A 15,391-nucleotide genomic window follows, 5' to 3' on the forward strand; every position below is an offset into this window, starting at 1 on the left:
TGAAAGTTTAGAGTAAAGATTCGAATGAGGTAAAGTAAATTCTTGTTTTCACAGGGCCTATTTGCAAAACTGGTGGTATGAAACTTCGCCGCCTCATCATCTTCGGAATCGCTCTGTCTCTGCTGACTTCCTGTTTCGGGAAGAAAGAGGAAACGCCTGTGGTAACACCGCAGAAAGTGGTTAAAGTGCTCACTCCGAAGGCAGATGAGGCTGCAAATAAAGATAAAAGTCAGGAATGGATGGTGCGCTATCTTTCCGAAGCGGACGGAATTCATCGTGAAGCATGGTGGGTTTTGACCGCAGCACGTCCTCCCATCGGAAAGTCACCCTTTGGAAAGGCCCAAAGAGCGTTGTTGGCCTCCCAAAATATCAAGCTGACGAACAAGTCTTTGTTCCGGTGCGATCGGTACCTGGTGAAGCGCGATGTTCTGGGGCTGGCCGGTTATCCGCAGAAAGGCGAGATTTTTGAAAAGTGCAGTGAAAAAACTGAGGCCAAACGTCTTGCCAGCTTTGATGTCCCCAAAGATGGTGAATTGAATCTGATTTTCTATCCCGAAAATTTGCAGGAGGTTCTTGGATTGGGTGCGAGCATCCTGAATAAGCAGATTCACTGTTCACTGCGCGGTCGGGATAAACTGGAAAGCTTAAACTGTAAAGACTGGGCGCAGGATCGCAGCAAAGAACAAATGATCCGTCTGGACGTGTATGAATATCAGAAGTCCGGAAAGAATTTGATCAAGCTGCGCGGGAAAGTGTATGAAAATCTCACGGACATTCGCAAGATCGAAGCAGATGTCCCGATGGAAGGTAAGATCACGGTTCTGGAAACAGAGCTGTATGCGCCAGAAGCGCCACCGGTTGCGGTGACACCGACACCAGCGGGGACTCCGACAAAACCGGGGGCTCCGGGCGCGATTGCGCCGACAGGCCCCGTTGCCGTTCCCGGAGTGAATCAGCCTCTGGAACCGGTCAGCGGCACTCCTAGTTTGGGAATGCCTCCACCACTGGACCTGCCAGGCGGGATTGATCCGGATGTGATGTTGCAAAGAGGACAGCAACAACAAGGGCAGGGGGGAGAGGCCGCTCCTGACGAGCCCGGCGCCGATGGGTGGCCGGAAGGTGAAGCACCACCGCAAGAGGGATTGCCGCAGGAGCCCCAGCCTGAGGGGGAAAGTGACCCCTCTATGCTTGTTCCGGAGCCGATCCCGCAACCAATACCTCAGCAAATAGAACCAGTAGAAGGAGCTCCACATGGCCGCTAAAGTTGAAATGGGTAAGAAAGTTCCAAATTTTAAAATTCCATCCTCCAGCGGAGAGACCTTAAGTCTGTCCAGTCTGAAAGGGAAAAAGGTTGTTCTTTACTTCTACCCAAAGGACAGCACACCGGGATGCACAACAGAAGGGATTGAGTTTAACGAACTGCTGCCGCAGTTTAAAAAGCAAAACACCGTGGTCTTTGGTGTTTCCCGCGACAGCCTGAAGTCGCATGATAAGTTTATCTGCAAGTACGATTTTAAGTTTGAACTTCTCTCAGACGAAGACGAAGAGCTATGCAAGCTCTTTGATGTGATCAAAGAAAAGAACATGTACGGCAAAAAAGTGATGGGTATTGAGCGCAGCACCTTTGTGATTGATGAAGATCAAAAACTTGTCGGGGAGTTCCGCAAGATCAAAGCCCCAGGGCACGCGGCGGAGATTCTTCAGTTTTTGAAAGAACTCTAGACATCAGAAAAAGCGAGCAGGGCTACCAGCCAAGGCCGATCGAAAAAACCATACAGCTAAGATCGTATTTGGACTTAAACAGAGTTGCGCTCTCGCTTTTATAGAGAACTTCGGCATTGAAGTTCCATTTGTTGTTGTGGGCGCTGGTTAAAATCCACTCAGAGCCGATTCCGGCAGCATAACCGACCGAGAATGACTGATCGCTGCGGTGAATGTTCTCCAGTTCCACCGTCTTTCCAAGGGCTACAAAATTGTATCCCAGCACTCCGCCAGCAGAAAAATAAGTATTGAAGCCTCTTTTTTTTCGTTCAATCACGAATAATTGAAGGCCGGCTTCCGCCGTGGAGTTGTAGTACTTAAAGGAGCTGGAAACTTCTGTCGTTCCATCGAGAAATGTTTGGGTTCCCGCCATACTTCCAACCTTGAAGCCAAAGTAGGGAATCAGGCGTTTTCCATCCATAAACACGGTGAGGCCCGCCACCAGGCCGGTGGCTGTTTCAGCAAAGGACTTGCCCGGTTCGCCAGAGTAGTTGCTTTGATAGGCGCTGAATCTTGTGCTTGGAAAAATTCCGGCCTGATTCGCTTCACAGTCTTTCGACGCTGTGAAAAGTGCGCAAAATAATGTGAAGTAATAAAAATATCTCAGCATTAGAAAAAAGATCGGAAGGTGTTAAGGAAAGTTAATCGCCTTTAAGCTTCTTCTATACAAAGGCCCCACCTCCTTTGCCGTCTCTTAATCTTTCTTTGGTGGAAATTACAGATCCGAAATGAAGATCGATATCCCCTTGAGTCGGGTTCGCTGGGCGAAAAAAAAGCTCCCCTGATTCTTTGGGGAGCTTTTGGGCGTTTAGTGTTTGGTGCTGTCAGCGGCCTGAACCATCAGTTCGGCAATTTGTTGCGAGAACTTCACCGGATCAGGAAGGTTGGAGCCTTCTGTTAGCAAAGCCTGTGCATACAAAATCTCGGCCCACTTTGTTTGTTGATCAGGAGAGGCCTTCAACATTTTTTCAAAGACCGGGTGATTCGGATTGATCTCCATAATGCGTTTGATGTTTTGACCAGCATACTCTTTACCCATCTGTGACATCAGCTTTTGCATGTGTGCAGATGGGTCAGAAGAAGATGCCACAAGGCAGGCCGGTGTATTGGTCAGGCGCTCAGAAAGAACCACGTCCTTGACGTTGTTCTCTAAAGTCTTTTTCATGGACTCCAAGACTGGCTTCAAGGTGACCTCGGCCTGTTTCTTTTCTTCTTCTTTCTTTTGTTTTTCTTCCGCCGTGTCCAAGTCCAGGCCTTCGCGCATAATGGATTGCAGTTTTTTGCCTTTGAATTCGCTCATGGCATCAACAACCCATTCATCCACAGGATCTACCAGCAGAAGAACCTCAAAACCTTTTTCCTTCAGCTTTTCAAGGTAAGGGCTGTTGGACACCTGAGACAGGGAATCACCCGTGATATAGTAAATATCCTTCTGATTTTCCTTCATGCGCGCAACATATTCATCCATCGTTGTCATCTTGTCAGAGGACGTAGAGTGGAACAGCACTAGATCCTGAAGCTTTTCTTTGTTGGCCGGATCAGAAGGGATGCCTTCTTTCAATGTGGCGCCGAACTCCGTCCAGAAGTCTTCATAGGCACTGCGTTCTTTCGTCAAAAGGTCCTTCAACGTGGCCAGTGTCTTGGTCGTCACATTTTTGCGAATCTGTGTGACTTGGCGGTCTTGTTGCAAAAGCTCACGGGACACGTTCAGTGATAAATCACTGCTGTCCACAAGGCCTTTTACAAAGCGCAGGTATGGCGGCAGAAGATCTTTGCAATCAGCCATAATGAACACGCGTTTGATGTAAAGGCTCAAGCCGTATTCCATGTCACGCATGTTGTAGTTCCATGGTTTTTTGCCCGGAATGTAAAGCAAGGCATTAAACTCCATCGTGCCTTCAGCTTTGTAGTGAACGGTGCGCAGAGGTTCGTTCCAGTCTTGAGTCAGATGCTGGTAGAAGTCCTTGTATTCCTCTTTGGTCACTTCAGACGGTGACTTCAACCAGATGGCTTTTTGTGAGTTGAGTGTCTCGTCTTCCTTTTCACCCTGCATTTTGATCGGATGAGCGATGAAGTCGGAATACTTCTTCACCAGGGATTTTAGAACCCACTTGTCTGTGAAATCCTGAACTTCGTCTTCTTCCTTGAAAGTTTTCATGTGCAGGGTGATGGTCGTGCCTGTGCCTTCAGGACGAGGAACGTTGTCTAAAGTGTAGGTGCCATCTCCTTGGGATTCCCACACGGTGCCGTCGTTAGAGCCCGCCTTTTGTGTGTGCAAGGTCACGCGGTCAGCCACCATGAAGGCGGAATAGAAGCCTACACCGAACTGACCGATCAGTTCCGGCTTGGTCTTCATCTCGGCATTCATTTGCATGAAGGCTTTGGCTCCAGAGCGAGCGATGGTGCCGATAAACTCGACAACTTCTTCCTGAGTCATCCCGATGCCGTTATCGATGATTTTCAAGGTCTTGGTTTCACTGCTGGGCTCTAGACGAATGTGTGGCTGCCAGTTTTCAGGCAGAAGGGAGGGGTGAGTCAGGGAGTTGAACTTGAGCTTGTCGATCGCATCAGACGCGTTGGACAGAAGTTCGCGGAGGAAGATCTCTTTGTGGGAGTACAAAGAGTGGATCACGATATCCAGAAGTTGTTTAATTTCTGCGTTAAAATTTTGCACCTGCTTGGCCATACTAACTCCTTCAAAAGGTCAAAATACCTATTGAATGTGAGTCCTTGGCGGAATTTGGCAAGGTCAGAGAAAAGAAAAAAGGTGCCTGATGACTTTTTCTAACGCGGCGTGGGTTTAAAAAGTCATCAGGCACCTTTTAAATTTATGGCAGCTCTAAAAATTACTAATTGGTCGGATATAGATGCTTTGTGTTAGCCTGATTTTATGAATTTTAGCCAATCGGCGAACCTTATTTTAGCTCTCACCATCACCACCCCGTAGGGGTTCAAGCTCTATTTTGCGGCCCTGTGTGGGCGCGCTTCGAAAAAACCAATGTCATTTTCATAAATTTTTTACGTCTGCCCAAAGTGCTGGCAGAGGAGTTGTTTTATTATGTCTTCCGTTAAAAATGGACAGGCCGGAGTGAGCCTTGTCCAAAAAGATCATCGAGAGCTAAACCATGAGCTGAATTACTTCCAGGTGGATGAGGCCATTGGTGCGGGGTTGCCCTTGTGGTTGCCTGCGGGGGTGGTGATTCGTGATGAGCTTGAAAAACTTATGCGAGAGCTGGAGTTTCTGGCGGGTTACCAGCGCGTCGTCAGCCCCCACATCGCCAAAGAGGATCTGTATTTCCAGTCGGGCCATCTGCCTTATTATGAAGAATCCATGTACCCCGCCATTGATCTTGAGAGTGTTAGATATCGACTGCGCCCGATGTGCTGTCCCCATCATCACAGAATTTTCTCGGCCAAACTGCGCAGCTATCGTGATTTGCCGCTGCGGTTGGCTGAATATGGGCAGGTCTATCGCTATGAGGGGTCGGGTGCACTGTCTGGTCTGATGCGCGTGCGCGGGCTTTGTCAGAACGATGCTCATCTGTATGTGCGTGAGTCCCAGGTGAAGGAGGAAATCCTGAAAGTCCTGCAAATGTATCAAAAGGCTTATGAGATTTTAGGCATTAAAAAATACCGTCTGCGTTTGTCGAAATGGGATCGCAGCGGGGATAAATATGTTTCGATGCCGGAAAAGTGGGACTGGGCGGAAAATGTTTTGCGTGAAGTCCTGCTTGAAAGCGGACTGGAGTTTGAAGAGGAGTCTGGCGAGGCGGCCTTCTATGGACCGAAAATCGATATTCAAATTGAGTCGGTGCTCGGGAAAGAGGAAAGTGCCTCCACTGTGCAATTGGATTTTATCAGTGCTGAGCGCTTTGATTTATCCTTCATCAATGAGTCCGGCGAAAAAGAGCGGCCCTTGATTTTGCACCGGGCGCCACTTGGTTCGCACGAACGCATGGTGGCCTTGCTGGTGGAACTCTATCAAGGAGCGCTTCCGTTGTGGCTTTCGCCTGAACAAGTGGTGATTGTCCCCTTGGCCGACAGGCATGTGGCCGCGGCCGAAGACGTGCGAAGCGTGTTACATAATGCTTTCTTGCGGGTGCGAGTCGATGGCCGGGTGGAATCGCTGCAAAGAAAGTTGGCCGAAGCGTGGCAAAGCAAGGCCTGTTATGTCGTGGTCATCGGTGATCGCGAAGTGGAAGAGGGAAAGATCAGCGTGCAGCGCCGAGGAGAACCGGTTCGGCAGAAAATGGCAGCCGAAGATTTGCGGGATCTCTTACTAAAAGAGGTCAGCTCCCGGCAGTAAAAGGTGCCTGGTTGTTTTTTCTGGCTACGTCGCATCAGGTGGCGTTCTGGTTATAAAAAAAGCCCACAGTGCTTGTGCCTGTGGGCTTTTTAGTTTTTATCTTTTACTGCTGCGCTGTAGCCAGAAAAAACAACCAGGCACCTTTTAATAATGGAAGCTCATGCGGTCGGCGATGGATTTCGGCAGAGGTGGGACCTGCGATCTTGGGATCAGGAACGTGGTCAGGTTGAAGAAATCGCCGAAGATCTTGTGTTTGGCCGTGGCATCGGCCAGGTATTTGTGACCGCTGGAACCACCGGTGCCGATCTTCTGACCCAGCATTCGCATTGCCATCAAAGCGTGGCGATAGCGCCAGGTTGTCATCGTTTCATCGATATCCAGAAGCGCGCGGATGATTCTAAATGGTGTTTGCAAGATCGGTTGATCGCGGTGCAGTTGAATTAACAGGGCTGCATGCATGGCCTTGTGACTGAGGCGGAACTGTCCTTCGGCGCGCAGCTTTTCAAAAGCTTTTTCGTCAAACAGGGCGTCGAAGCTTTTGAGGGTTTGTTCCAAACCTTCCACGGTTTTCTTTTTGATGTCCTCTGTCAGCTGCGGATTCTTATTCACGGTATTGATGTCATCCTGGAACATTTTGTTCACAGCTTCTTTGTAGGATTCCCAGAAGTTGAAGTTTTCACCCTGCAGGAACGGTGTTCGTTCCAGCCACTTTTCCACGCAATCATGCAAGGACGGCTGATTCAGGACTTCCAACATCTCGGTCTGCTGGGATTCGCTTAAGGATTTATAGAACGGGGACTGGTTGTAAGCCAGGCGATCTGTCATGCGCAGACCCAGCTTTGTTTCAATCAAACGCCATTGGTAGCTTTGGAACCCGGAAGCCGGATAAAGCATGTCACGGAAATCCAGGAAATCCAGTGGAGTCATGGTTTCCAGCACATCAATCTGACCGATGATCAGTTTTAGAATGCTCACAATACGTTCCAAGCGCGCACTGGCCATACCCATTTCAGCTTCCGCCACCACCGGCTTTTGGAAAGTCGAAAGAACCGAGTTCAATTCAAAAAGAATCTGTTTAAACCACAGCTCATATGTCTGATGAACGATGATGAAAAGTAATTCGTCGTGGGCGGGCTTGCCGTACTCCACACTTTTGGGATGCTGGGAATTCAGCAAAGGATCCAGGCCAAGATAGGAATGATAGTGCACCGGTGGGTATTTCATTGGGAAAGCTCCTTAAGTAACTGGACGAAACCGTCGATGTCCTGCTTTTGGGTGTCCCATGAGGTCATCCAGCGGCATTCAAAAGTGTTTTCATCCCAGACATAGAAAAAATAATGTTCACGAAGCTTCTTCACCCAGTGGCTGGGTATCGTCGCAAAGACAGCGTTGCTTTGCGGGAACTCCCGCACGCTGACGCCGGGAATGTTCCTGCAGGACTCGTAAAGATACAAAGCCATTTCATAAGAATGTGCCGCGATCTCCTGCCACAGATTGTTTTTGAAGTAGGCTTCGAACTGACAGGCGATGAAGCGAGTCTTCGAAGGCAGTTGCGCCGACTGTTTGCGAATGTATTTAAAATCCGCTGCCAAATCCTTATTCAGGATCACAACAGCTTCGCCCATCATCAGTCCGTTCTTGGTGCCCCCGAAAGATATAATGTCCACGCCGAGGTCCGTGGTGATTTCCTTGAAAGTCTTCTTCAGGAAAAAAGCGGCATTGGAAAGGCGGGCGCCATCAATATGCACATACAGCTTGCGAGCCTTCGCCCATTGAATCAGATCTTTGAGTTCTTGCACAGAATAGGTGGTGCCCAATTCAGTCGGTTGAGTCAGACTTAGCACTTGGGTCTGGGAGTAGTGCTGATCTCCGCGGCGAATGAAGGCTTTTTCCAAAGTCTCCACCTGAAGCTTTCCCTTCACTGATGGCAAGGGCAGTAATTTACAGCCGACCATGTATTCCGGGGCACCACATTCGTCCACATGGATGTGGGCGACATCAGAGCAGAAAACCGATTGATGAGGCTTCGCCAAGGCCCGCAGTGCTGTCACGTTGGCGGCCGTGCCATTAAAGACAAAGAACACCTGAGCATCCGGACCGAATTGTTTTTTGAACTCTGCCACAGCGGCTTCGGTCCATTCGTCAGTGCCATAGGCCGGGGCGTGTTCAGTGTTGGCAGCAAGCAATGATTCCAGAATACGAGGATGAATGCCTGCGTGGTTGTCGCTGCCAAAACCGCGTTTCATGATCTAGCTCTTCTTTAGATTTGCAAAAATAAAATTGTGTGCAAGTAACGCCGCCAGCTTGCTGGTGCGATTGTCCTGATCCAGAGGAGGGGAAACTTCGTAAATACCGATCCCGCGCACATCAAAGTTTTCAATCATCCAAAGATAGCTTTTTAAAAACTCTTTTGTGAAAAGCCCGGTGGTCCAGGACTGGCTGCATCCCGGGGCTTCGCTGGAAGTAAAGGCATCAATGTCGATGCTCAGGAAGATTTTCTTTTTCTCTTTGCCTTTAAGATAACCCTGTAAAACATCCAGCAAACCGCGCTCGTTCACGTCATCCAAAGTAAAAACCTCGGCGCCGTGATTTTTGGCCCATTGGATATGAGCTTTGCTGTTGCATTGATTTTGGATGCCGACCTCTGCGAAGTCCACATGGCCTTGGAACTCGGAAAGCACGCGGTGGAAAGGAGTGCCGGAATTAAAACCTTTATCTGTTGGGCGCACATCCATATGAGCATCAAAGTTAATCAGAACGGCCTCGTCCTTAAAAACATCCAAGAAGCCTGCGCCATCGCAATAGCCATAGTCGTGCCCCCCACCCAGGGAAATCCAACGCTTGCCAGTTTGAGCCAGAGTTCGCGTGGTTTCGCGTGCCCGTTCGTGACGTTCGGCCAAAGGTTTTTCTTTGTCGATCAAGTCCCCCAAATCCAGGATCTGTGGCAGACGGGTGCTTTGTAAATGCGGGGTCATTTTATAAAGGTATGTGCGGATTTCACGCGGAGCCACCTGAGCGCCGACGCGGCCACCATTCAGGCCGATGCCTTCATCGTCAGGAAAACCGATGATAGCAAAATCAAAATTGTATTCAGGAAGTTTGCTTAGGTCGCCTTTAGCAAGGAGCTGGACGCATTCACCGAGACGCGGATCCTCTTTATCGTTTTTGGTGAAAAGAAGATGTTTGTCGATGGAATGTAACCAGCTCATTATTTCAATTCGCCCCACTTACTTAGGTGAAGAGTCCGAGTCACGTTGCCCGTTTCGGAATCATAGATTTTCATCGTAGCACGGGATTTATTAAAGCGGATAGTGGCAAAGGTGGTGGACGTTGCGTCAGACAGGAAGAGAACCCAGTCTTTCCCCGTGGAGGGAGTGACGCTGTAACGATACGTGATCGGGTCGATGATTGCGTAGTCCTGTCCTTTTTGGAAGTCTTTTACGCTGATCGGATAGAAGCTCAAAGAATTAAAGTCACGCACAGTCAGCAAACCATCAGAGCTGTGCCAGTAGCCCAGCATCTTCTTCAAGCCAACATAATCCACGCTTTCGATGTACGCCACGCAGCTGTTTGGATCCAGAACACCGGAAGCTGTCACAGTGTCACCCGTGGAAAGGCGGCGAATGTTGGCTTCCGTATCTTGAGATTCGGATTCGACAAGATAACGAACGCAAGCAGAATCGGCTCTCAGGTAAGTGCCTGTAATATCGCGCTCAATCGTGCCCGAAAGAGGGCGCGCAGAAAAGCCAACAGATCCTGAAATCAGAATGAGGACGAAAAGCAGAATTCTCATGCCCCACCTTTTTTCATGGGAGAATAACCCGGTCAATAGTATTTCGACGACCTTTTTTGACTCAATGAGTCAGTTGCTTATATGTGTGGCATTTATAGGGAAACAACCGAGTAAAACTCAACATTTCTTGCTCGTTGGCCATGTGTGCTTCTAGGATTGAAATATAAATGACCAATGAGAATCAAATCTGTCACTTGTTTTTCCCCTGGAATGGGGAGCTGCCTTCGCAAGAGGTGGTTGTCCTGCGCGATGTGGAAATTGTCGGAGTCGGGGCTTTACGCCGTCATCAACTGGAAACCCTTAAAGAATCAAAAAAGCTGGTGGTGCAAACCCATGAGTCGCAGATTCCCGATCAGGTGCGAGCCATCTATGATGCCGAACTTTTGCGAACGCTGGAATGGCTGCGTCCCTTCAAGGTGGAATCGGGGCAGGCGTTTGAGTTCACGGCCGAGCAATGGCGTCTGTTTGCTTTGCTTTTTCCAAAAACTCGGGGGCACTTGGGGCTGGCGGCGGATCGCTTGCGTGATGAGTATCTGCAAAACATGGGCTGGAGCAGTTGGCTGCTTCAGGATCACTGGCGTTACTTCGTTGGCTTTCTTCGTCAGAAGTTTCCAGGGCAGGCAGAGATTCTGGAGACCGCTCACTGGGAGTGGGTGCAGGCGTGGATCGAGATTCAGCCCTTTGATGGCGAAAGTCTTTCAGAGCCCGGCATTGTTGCCTTAACCCCCAGCCTGCAGATAGTGACTTTGTCCCGCAAAAATCCGATCCTGAAGCGAGACAAAGGTATGTACGCCTTCGTCTATAATTCTGCGACGGCCACTGTGGGAGAAAGACCACTGGACCTGGTGGATGCTCTTTTCATCGACTTATTACAAGAAGATAGGAAGTATTCAAAAAAACAACTTCTTGAAATGGCCTCTTTAAGCCTGAAGGCCGCGCCCGCACTATCATCTGAAGAAATGGAAAAAAAGTTTTTATCTCTGGTGGCTGACGGTATACTCAAAGACGTTCCTTAAACTCTAGGAAGGAGTCTGAATGAGTAAGTTGATTTTAGTACTGTTGGTGGCAGTCAGTCTGTTTTCAGGGATATCTCAGGCGGCGACCTCCAGTGGTGTGATGTTGACGGCAAATGCATTTATGTACAACACGACAGCCGAGATCACTCCGGGCACCAAAAGTGAAGCCAAGTCGAGCATCTATGACATCAAGTTGGGATATCTAAGTGGTAACGGTGTTTATCTGGGCGCCATTTATACAATCCGAAATTTGCAGGAAGATAATGACACCACAGAGGGGCATGCAATGGGGGCTTCCCTGGGTTATGTGGGATCCAGCGGCTTTTACGTGAAGGGACATTATCTGGCCAGTGCTGAACTGGGCGACAACAAAGAGGGCACTGGGATCCAGGGGGATCTTGGCTATCTGACGAATGTCACTGGTGCGCTGATTGTCGGCGTGGAATTGACCTATCGTTCAATCGAATACAAGAAGAATGAAACTGCTCCGGGAATGGAAAAGCTGAAGCAAGATGAGTTGTTCCCAATGCTAACCGTAGGATTTGTGTTTTAGTGGAAGCGATGCATGGATGGACAGAGCAAAGAGCCTCTTATTGAGGCTCTTTTTTTTGGCGATCATGAAGGAAGTCTTCTTTGACCAATTCATAGAAGGAGTGTTTGTGGAACATGCGAGAGGCACCGACTGCGATGGCTGCACTGAGCATCATCGGGAACAGGGCTGAGTGGCGGTCGGTCATTTCAAAGATCAGAATAAACGCAGTGAAGGGTGTTTGCATAAAACCGGACAAGAATGAAATCATGCAGGTCAGAATCAGGAGATGATGATTGTGAGGCCAGGCCACTTGTGCCATGAAAGAGCCCATTACGGCGCCAATCGATAGTGAGGGGGCAAACAGACCACCAGCAGCTCCTGCCAGAGCCATCAAGAGCGGCCCCGCCAATCGTACCAGGACATCTTTTGCCTCTGCAGAAGAATCACGGAACAGCAGGTCCAAAATCAAGGTCTTACCACCACCGATAGAATGGTGACTGATGAAAACGATGCAAAGCCAGAAAGTAACGCCACAACTCACATTTAGCACGCTGAGTTTGATAAACGAAGTCAGGGATTTTCTTTTCTTATGAATGGAAAAAAGAACCGAACCAAAGCTGGCACCGGCAATTCCGGTCAGTGCCGAGGTGATAATAACCCAAAGGTAAGTTTCCCAACTGATGGATTCAATACTTGGGAATCCCAGATACAGATAACTTCCCTGGAAGGTCTGAACCAAAAGCCCCGTCGTTATGACGGACCAGATGACGTAAGTTTTGAAGTTATTGAAGTAATCTTTACTGAGTTCTTCCAGTGCGTAGGCGATACCGCCCAGGGGGGTGTTGAATGCGGCGGCAAGCCCCGAAGCGCCCCCTGCCAGGATGAAGGAGCGCATGGAAACTTGTTGGATCCACCGGGTTGACTTTTCGCCAATGCGATAAAAAAGGCCCGAGGCAATCTGAAGTGTGGGGCCTTCCTGTCCGACGGCGCCTCCTCCCAGAACACAGGCGATGGAAGCGATGATTTTCATAAAAATTGTGCGAAGGCCGATCAAAGAACGAATCAAAGTCTTGTCAGAGGCCGGGTCCAGTTCATTGGCAATCAGCATTTGTGGAATTCCACTGCCACCGGCTTGTTTGGAAAATCGATAGGGCAAATACCAGCTCAGATAAATCAGAGAGACCGTTAAGACAAGTGAAGCACTCCAGTGCAGGTGTTCAACGGCCTTGAGGGCCACCTCTTCGCTCCAGAAAAAGGCCTGTGAATAAAGCACAGAAGTCAGGGCGGCGATTAAGCTTGCAATCAAAAATGGAACCAGGCGTAAGGTGTCCTGATACTCAAACTTGCTGACGATATTTAGCCAGTTCTGGCGCAGGGAAGTAAAGGTCATGTTTAACCCTTACTCCTGTTAAGCCCTGGTGAAAACCTTTTTCTGGTAAAAAATCACAGCCCTTTGAGAATGTCATTCAGATGCTGCAAATGATTCAGAGGATGCTTTCCAACGTGCTCGATCATCAACTTTTTAGCGGCTTCATTCTTGGCAACCCCCTCAAAGGTGATCAGACGATCCAGGGCGTTCGCGGACGACACCAGCACAGCCAGCGGATCCATCTCTTTTTCACGCAGACCCTTGGGGCCGGAACCATTGATTGTCTCCTCATGCTGGCCGATGATGTTGATCACGGTCTGATCAAAGTGTTTTTTGTCCTGAACTTTTTGTGCACCCTCTTCCGGATGTTTTTTCCAAAGAGCAGTATCCGCAGCACTCATCTGAGTCAGAGGCTGATTTAAGTTCAGTGGGGAGGCGTGGTGGCCATAGTCATGCAGCAAGGCTCCCAAGGTTAAAAGCTGGGTCTTCTTAGGATCTGTGATACCCAGTTTTTGCGCCAGAGCAATCGAAAGGGTTGCCACGGTGACCCCGTGGTGAGAGATCGTCTTGTCCGTGTTCTCGATGTTCATGACTGCCGACATGGCCTGAGCATTTGTTAGCAGGAAGTTGACGTATTTTCCAGCCGCGTCTTTGGCGTCATTGTAGGTGGCCACGTTGTCCGGATTTTCAAAGACCTCTTCGGCGTTGCTTTGTTGGGACCCCTGAATGATATCCGCACGGGTTTGAATATCCTTGTTGCCCGTACCGTCATAGGCAGTTTCAATATTTCTTTGCAGATAGCTGCGATAGTTGTTTTCCTCGTCGGTCAGGATGTACATCTTGCGCAGTTTCTTATCTTTCAGGCGCTTTAAGCGTTCCCCTTCAAAACTGTCTCCGCGACGAAGGTACAGGATCATCTTGTCGTTGATCTTCACGTAGGCATTGAAGTCGATTTTTTGATCACCACGCAGGGTGCTCACACGAATAGAAACATAATCCATTGCCTGGGTATCCTTCGATTGTTATCGTTAATGGAATGGCGATTGATAAAGAAATTGTAGAAGATTTTGTGTCCGAGTCAAAGTCCTTGATTGAAGAGCTTATCGAGCTTCTCGAAAGTATTGAAGGTGATTTTTCTCAGGTACAGAGGCTGGCGGACTATGGCAACAATGTCGATCGTATCATGGGTGGGGCCAAGAGTCTGGCCTTGATGGCGCCTCCAGATCATGCATTGCATATGATTGCGGACTACGCCGGTATCTGCAAAGCGGTGGGATACAAGGCATCACAGATTCAGGAAAATGAGCAATTTTTCGATATCTGCGTGGCGCTTTTGTTGGATGCCACAGAGACTTTGGAAACCCTGTTAGGGCGTATTCATCAGGAAGGTCGATTGTTGCGTGAAACCATCCCTCAGGCCTTCATCGAACGTCTGCGCTGGGTTTCCAGTCAGTTTGGTGAATCTGTCAGCGCCAGCGTGGGGACCGGAGTAGCCCCGGCCAAAATGAATCAATCCGAAATCGATGATCTATTGAAAAAACTCGGTCTCTAGTTTGAAATTCGGCTCAAGGTCCATTGAGCCAGCTCACCTAATTTTTCATGCTTCAGAAGAGCTTCCACCTCGGGTCGAAGCTCTTTCAGGCCGCGGTTGGCACACACCAGCAGGGCATTGCGCTTAAGTCCGAACGAACCTGCCCGGGCCAGCGGAGTTCCCAGAAAGTCTTTGCCTATTTTCTTGCCTGAGGCGCTTAAAATATAGCGCAGATCTTCAATCAGAAGATGTTCTTCGCTGTGTGAAAGGGGAAGTGATTTTTCTATCGACAGCTGGCCTTTGAAAACTTTTTGGTTCCACGGGCAGACGGTCTGACACAGATCGCACCCAAAGAACCAGTCGCCAATGGCTTCACGCAGATCTTCCGGTGGCACCTGGCGTGATTCAATAGTCAGATAGGAGATGCATTTGCGTGCATCCATCTTGCGCGGCTCAAGCAGGGCTCCGGTGGGACAGATATCCAGGCAGCGTGTACAGGTGCCACAGAAGTCCGGTAATGGCTCGATCTCTGTTTGCAACTTCAGGGATGTGTAGATTTCGCCAATAAAAAACAAGCTGCCTTTTTTGGGATGAATCAGGCAGGTGTTTTTTCCCACCCACCCCAGTCCGGCGCGTTTGGCAAGATCCCTTTCCAGCACCGGACTGCTGTCGGTGAAGGCCAGAAATTCTTCCTCGGGAAACTGGTCCTGCAGTTTCGCACACAGTTGTCTCATGCGATCCTTGAACCAGAAATGATAGTCCATACCCTGCGCGTACAGGCTGACTCGGGCCTGTTTTAAAGGGAATTCCGCTTTTTTCTCGGGGTGGGGGAAGTAACTCATGGCAAACACCAGGGCGCTTTGCGCCCGGGGCCATTTGCTTTGGGGGTTTTCTTTGATGGGGGCGTGCTCTGCCAGATAGGTCATGTCCCCATGCAGTCCTTCCTGCAGCCATTCTTTGTAAAATTCAAAGCTCAGGGGTCTGCTCAATGGCGTCAGACCGAAATGGGAAAACCCCAATTCGGCTAAAGTTCCATCTATCAGACTTTTCATCTCCTGTGGCGTCACAAGAACAAACTCTTTC

15 protein-coding genes are annotated in these 15,391 nt (G+C 49.2%); 6 read left to right on the forward strand and 9 right to left on the reverse strand.

The window, feature by feature from the left end; all coding sequences use genetic code 11:
• The first annotated feature begins 77 nt into the window (after positions 1–77).
• Both ACZ5ZZ_RS07755 and ACZ5ZZ_RS07760 read left to right on the forward strand, forming a co-directional pair.
• Positions 78–1,262, forward strand: coding sequence for a hypothetical protein (locus tag ACZ5ZZ_RS07755; RefSeq protein WP_464142130.1), 1,185 nt, complete (start codon positions 78–80; stop codon positions 1,260–1,262).
• A complete protein-coding gene (locus tag ACZ5ZZ_RS07760; RefSeq protein ID WP_464142132.1) occupies positions 1,252–1,722 on the forward strand; it encodes a peroxiredoxin in 471 nt (156 codons plus the stop codon). The genes ACZ5ZZ_RS07755 and ACZ5ZZ_RS07760 overlap by 11 nt, the downstream gene beginning before the upstream one ends.
• A 22-nt stretch (positions 1,723–1,744) precedes the next feature.
• Here the strand turns inward: ACZ5ZZ_RS07760 and ACZ5ZZ_RS07765 are convergent, their stop codons facing one another.
• Positions 1,745–2,371, reverse strand: a complete 627-nt coding sequence (locus tag ACZ5ZZ_RS07765) for a hypothetical protein (RefSeq protein WP_464142134.1) — start codon at positions 2,369–2,371, stop codon at positions 1,745–1,747.
• A gap of 198 nt (positions 2,372–2,569) precedes the next feature.
• Entirely contained in the window at positions 2,570–4,447 is a 1,878-nt protein-coding gene (gene htpG / locus ACZ5ZZ_RS07770) for a molecular chaperone HtpG (RefSeq protein WP_464142136.1), read from the reverse strand.
• Positions 4,448–4,819: 372 nt separating this feature from the next.
• On the opposite strand from htpG, the gene thrS reads away from it, so the two are divergent.
• Complete coding sequence (gene thrS, locus ACZ5ZZ_RS07775) at positions 4,820–6,067, forward strand: threonine--tRNA ligase (protein WP_464142138.1); 1,248 nt, start codon at positions 4,820–4,822, stop codon at positions 6,065–6,067.
• 144 nt (positions 6,068–6,211) lie between these two features.
• Here thrS and ACZ5ZZ_RS07780 read toward each other — a convergent pair whose 3' ends face one another.
• The 4 genes from ACZ5ZZ_RS07780 to ACZ5ZZ_RS07795 are packed head-to-tail and all read right to left on the reverse strand — an operon-like array spanning position 6,212 to position 9,860.
• Positions 6,212–7,291 carry a tryptophan 2,3-dioxygenase family protein gene (locus tag ACZ5ZZ_RS07780; protein ID WP_464121012.1) on the reverse strand — a complete coding sequence of 360 codons (1,080 nt, stop codon included), beginning with the start codon at positions 7,289–7,291 and terminating at the stop codon, positions 6,212–6,214.
• Positions 7,288–8,313, reverse strand: coding sequence for a threonine aldolase family protein (locus ACZ5ZZ_RS07785; RefSeq protein ID WP_464142140.1), 1,026 nt, complete (start codon positions 8,311–8,313; stop codon positions 7,288–7,290). Before ACZ5ZZ_RS07785 ends, ACZ5ZZ_RS07780 begins: the two co-directional genes overlap by 4 nt.
• Positions 8,314–8,316: 3 nt before the next feature.
• Entirely contained in the window at positions 8,317–9,276 is a 960-nt protein-coding gene (locus tag ACZ5ZZ_RS07790; RefSeq protein WP_464134917.1) for a formimidoylglutamase, read from the reverse strand.
• Complete coding sequence (locus tag ACZ5ZZ_RS07795; RefSeq protein WP_464134920.1) at positions 9,276–9,860, reverse strand: hypothetical protein; 585 nt, start codon at positions 9,858–9,860, stop codon at positions 9,276–9,278. Before ACZ5ZZ_RS07795 ends, ACZ5ZZ_RS07790 begins: the two co-directional genes overlap by 1 nt.
• A 167-nt stretch (positions 9,861–10,027) precedes the next feature.
• Between ACZ5ZZ_RS07795 and ACZ5ZZ_RS07800 the strand changes: the two genes are divergently transcribed.
• Complete coding sequence (locus ACZ5ZZ_RS07800; protein WP_464142142.1) at positions 10,028–10,876, forward strand: hypothetical protein; 849 nt, start codon at positions 10,028–10,030, stop codon at positions 10,874–10,876.
• A 19-nt stretch (positions 10,877–10,895) separates the two neighbouring features.
• Positions 10,896–11,429 carry a hypothetical protein gene (locus ACZ5ZZ_RS07805; protein ID WP_464142143.1) on the forward strand — a complete coding sequence of 178 codons (534 nt, stop codon included), beginning with the start codon at positions 10,896–10,898 and terminating at the stop codon, positions 11,427–11,429.
• Positions 11,430–11,466: 37 nt separating this feature from the next.
• On the opposite strand, the gene ACZ5ZZ_RS07810 is transcribed toward ACZ5ZZ_RS07805, so the two are convergent.
• A complete protein-coding gene (locus ACZ5ZZ_RS07810; RefSeq protein WP_464142145.1) occupies positions 11,467–12,798 on the reverse strand; it encodes a chloride channel protein in 1,332 nt (443 codons plus the stop codon).
• A gap of 53 nt (positions 12,799–12,851) precedes the next feature.
• The gene (locus tag ACZ5ZZ_RS07815) at positions 12,852–13,778 is read right to left on the reverse strand and encodes an HD-GYP domain-containing protein (protein ID WP_464121019.1); all 927 of its coding nucleotides are present in this window, start codon (positions 13,776–13,778) and stop codon (positions 12,852–12,854) included.
• Positions 13,779–13,813: 35 nt separating this feature from the next.
• On the opposite strand from ACZ5ZZ_RS07815, the gene ACZ5ZZ_RS07820 reads away from it, so the two are divergent.
• Positions 13,814–14,329, forward strand: coding sequence for a hypothetical protein (locus ACZ5ZZ_RS07820; RefSeq protein ID WP_464142147.1), 516 nt, complete (start codon positions 13,814–13,816; stop codon positions 14,327–14,329).
• Here ACZ5ZZ_RS07820 and queG read toward each other — a convergent pair.
• Positions 14,326–15,360, reverse strand: a complete 1,035-nt coding sequence (gene queG, locus ACZ5ZZ_RS07825; RefSeq protein WP_464142149.1) for a tRNA epoxyqueuosine(34) reductase QueG — start codon at positions 15,358–15,360, stop codon at positions 14,326–14,328. The two genes, ACZ5ZZ_RS07820 and queG, sit on opposite strands and share 4 nt — an antisense overlap.
• Between the last annotated feature and the right edge of the window lie 31 nt (positions 15,361–15,391).

It is taken from the genome of Bdellovibrio sp. HM001 (assembly GCF_055397275.1).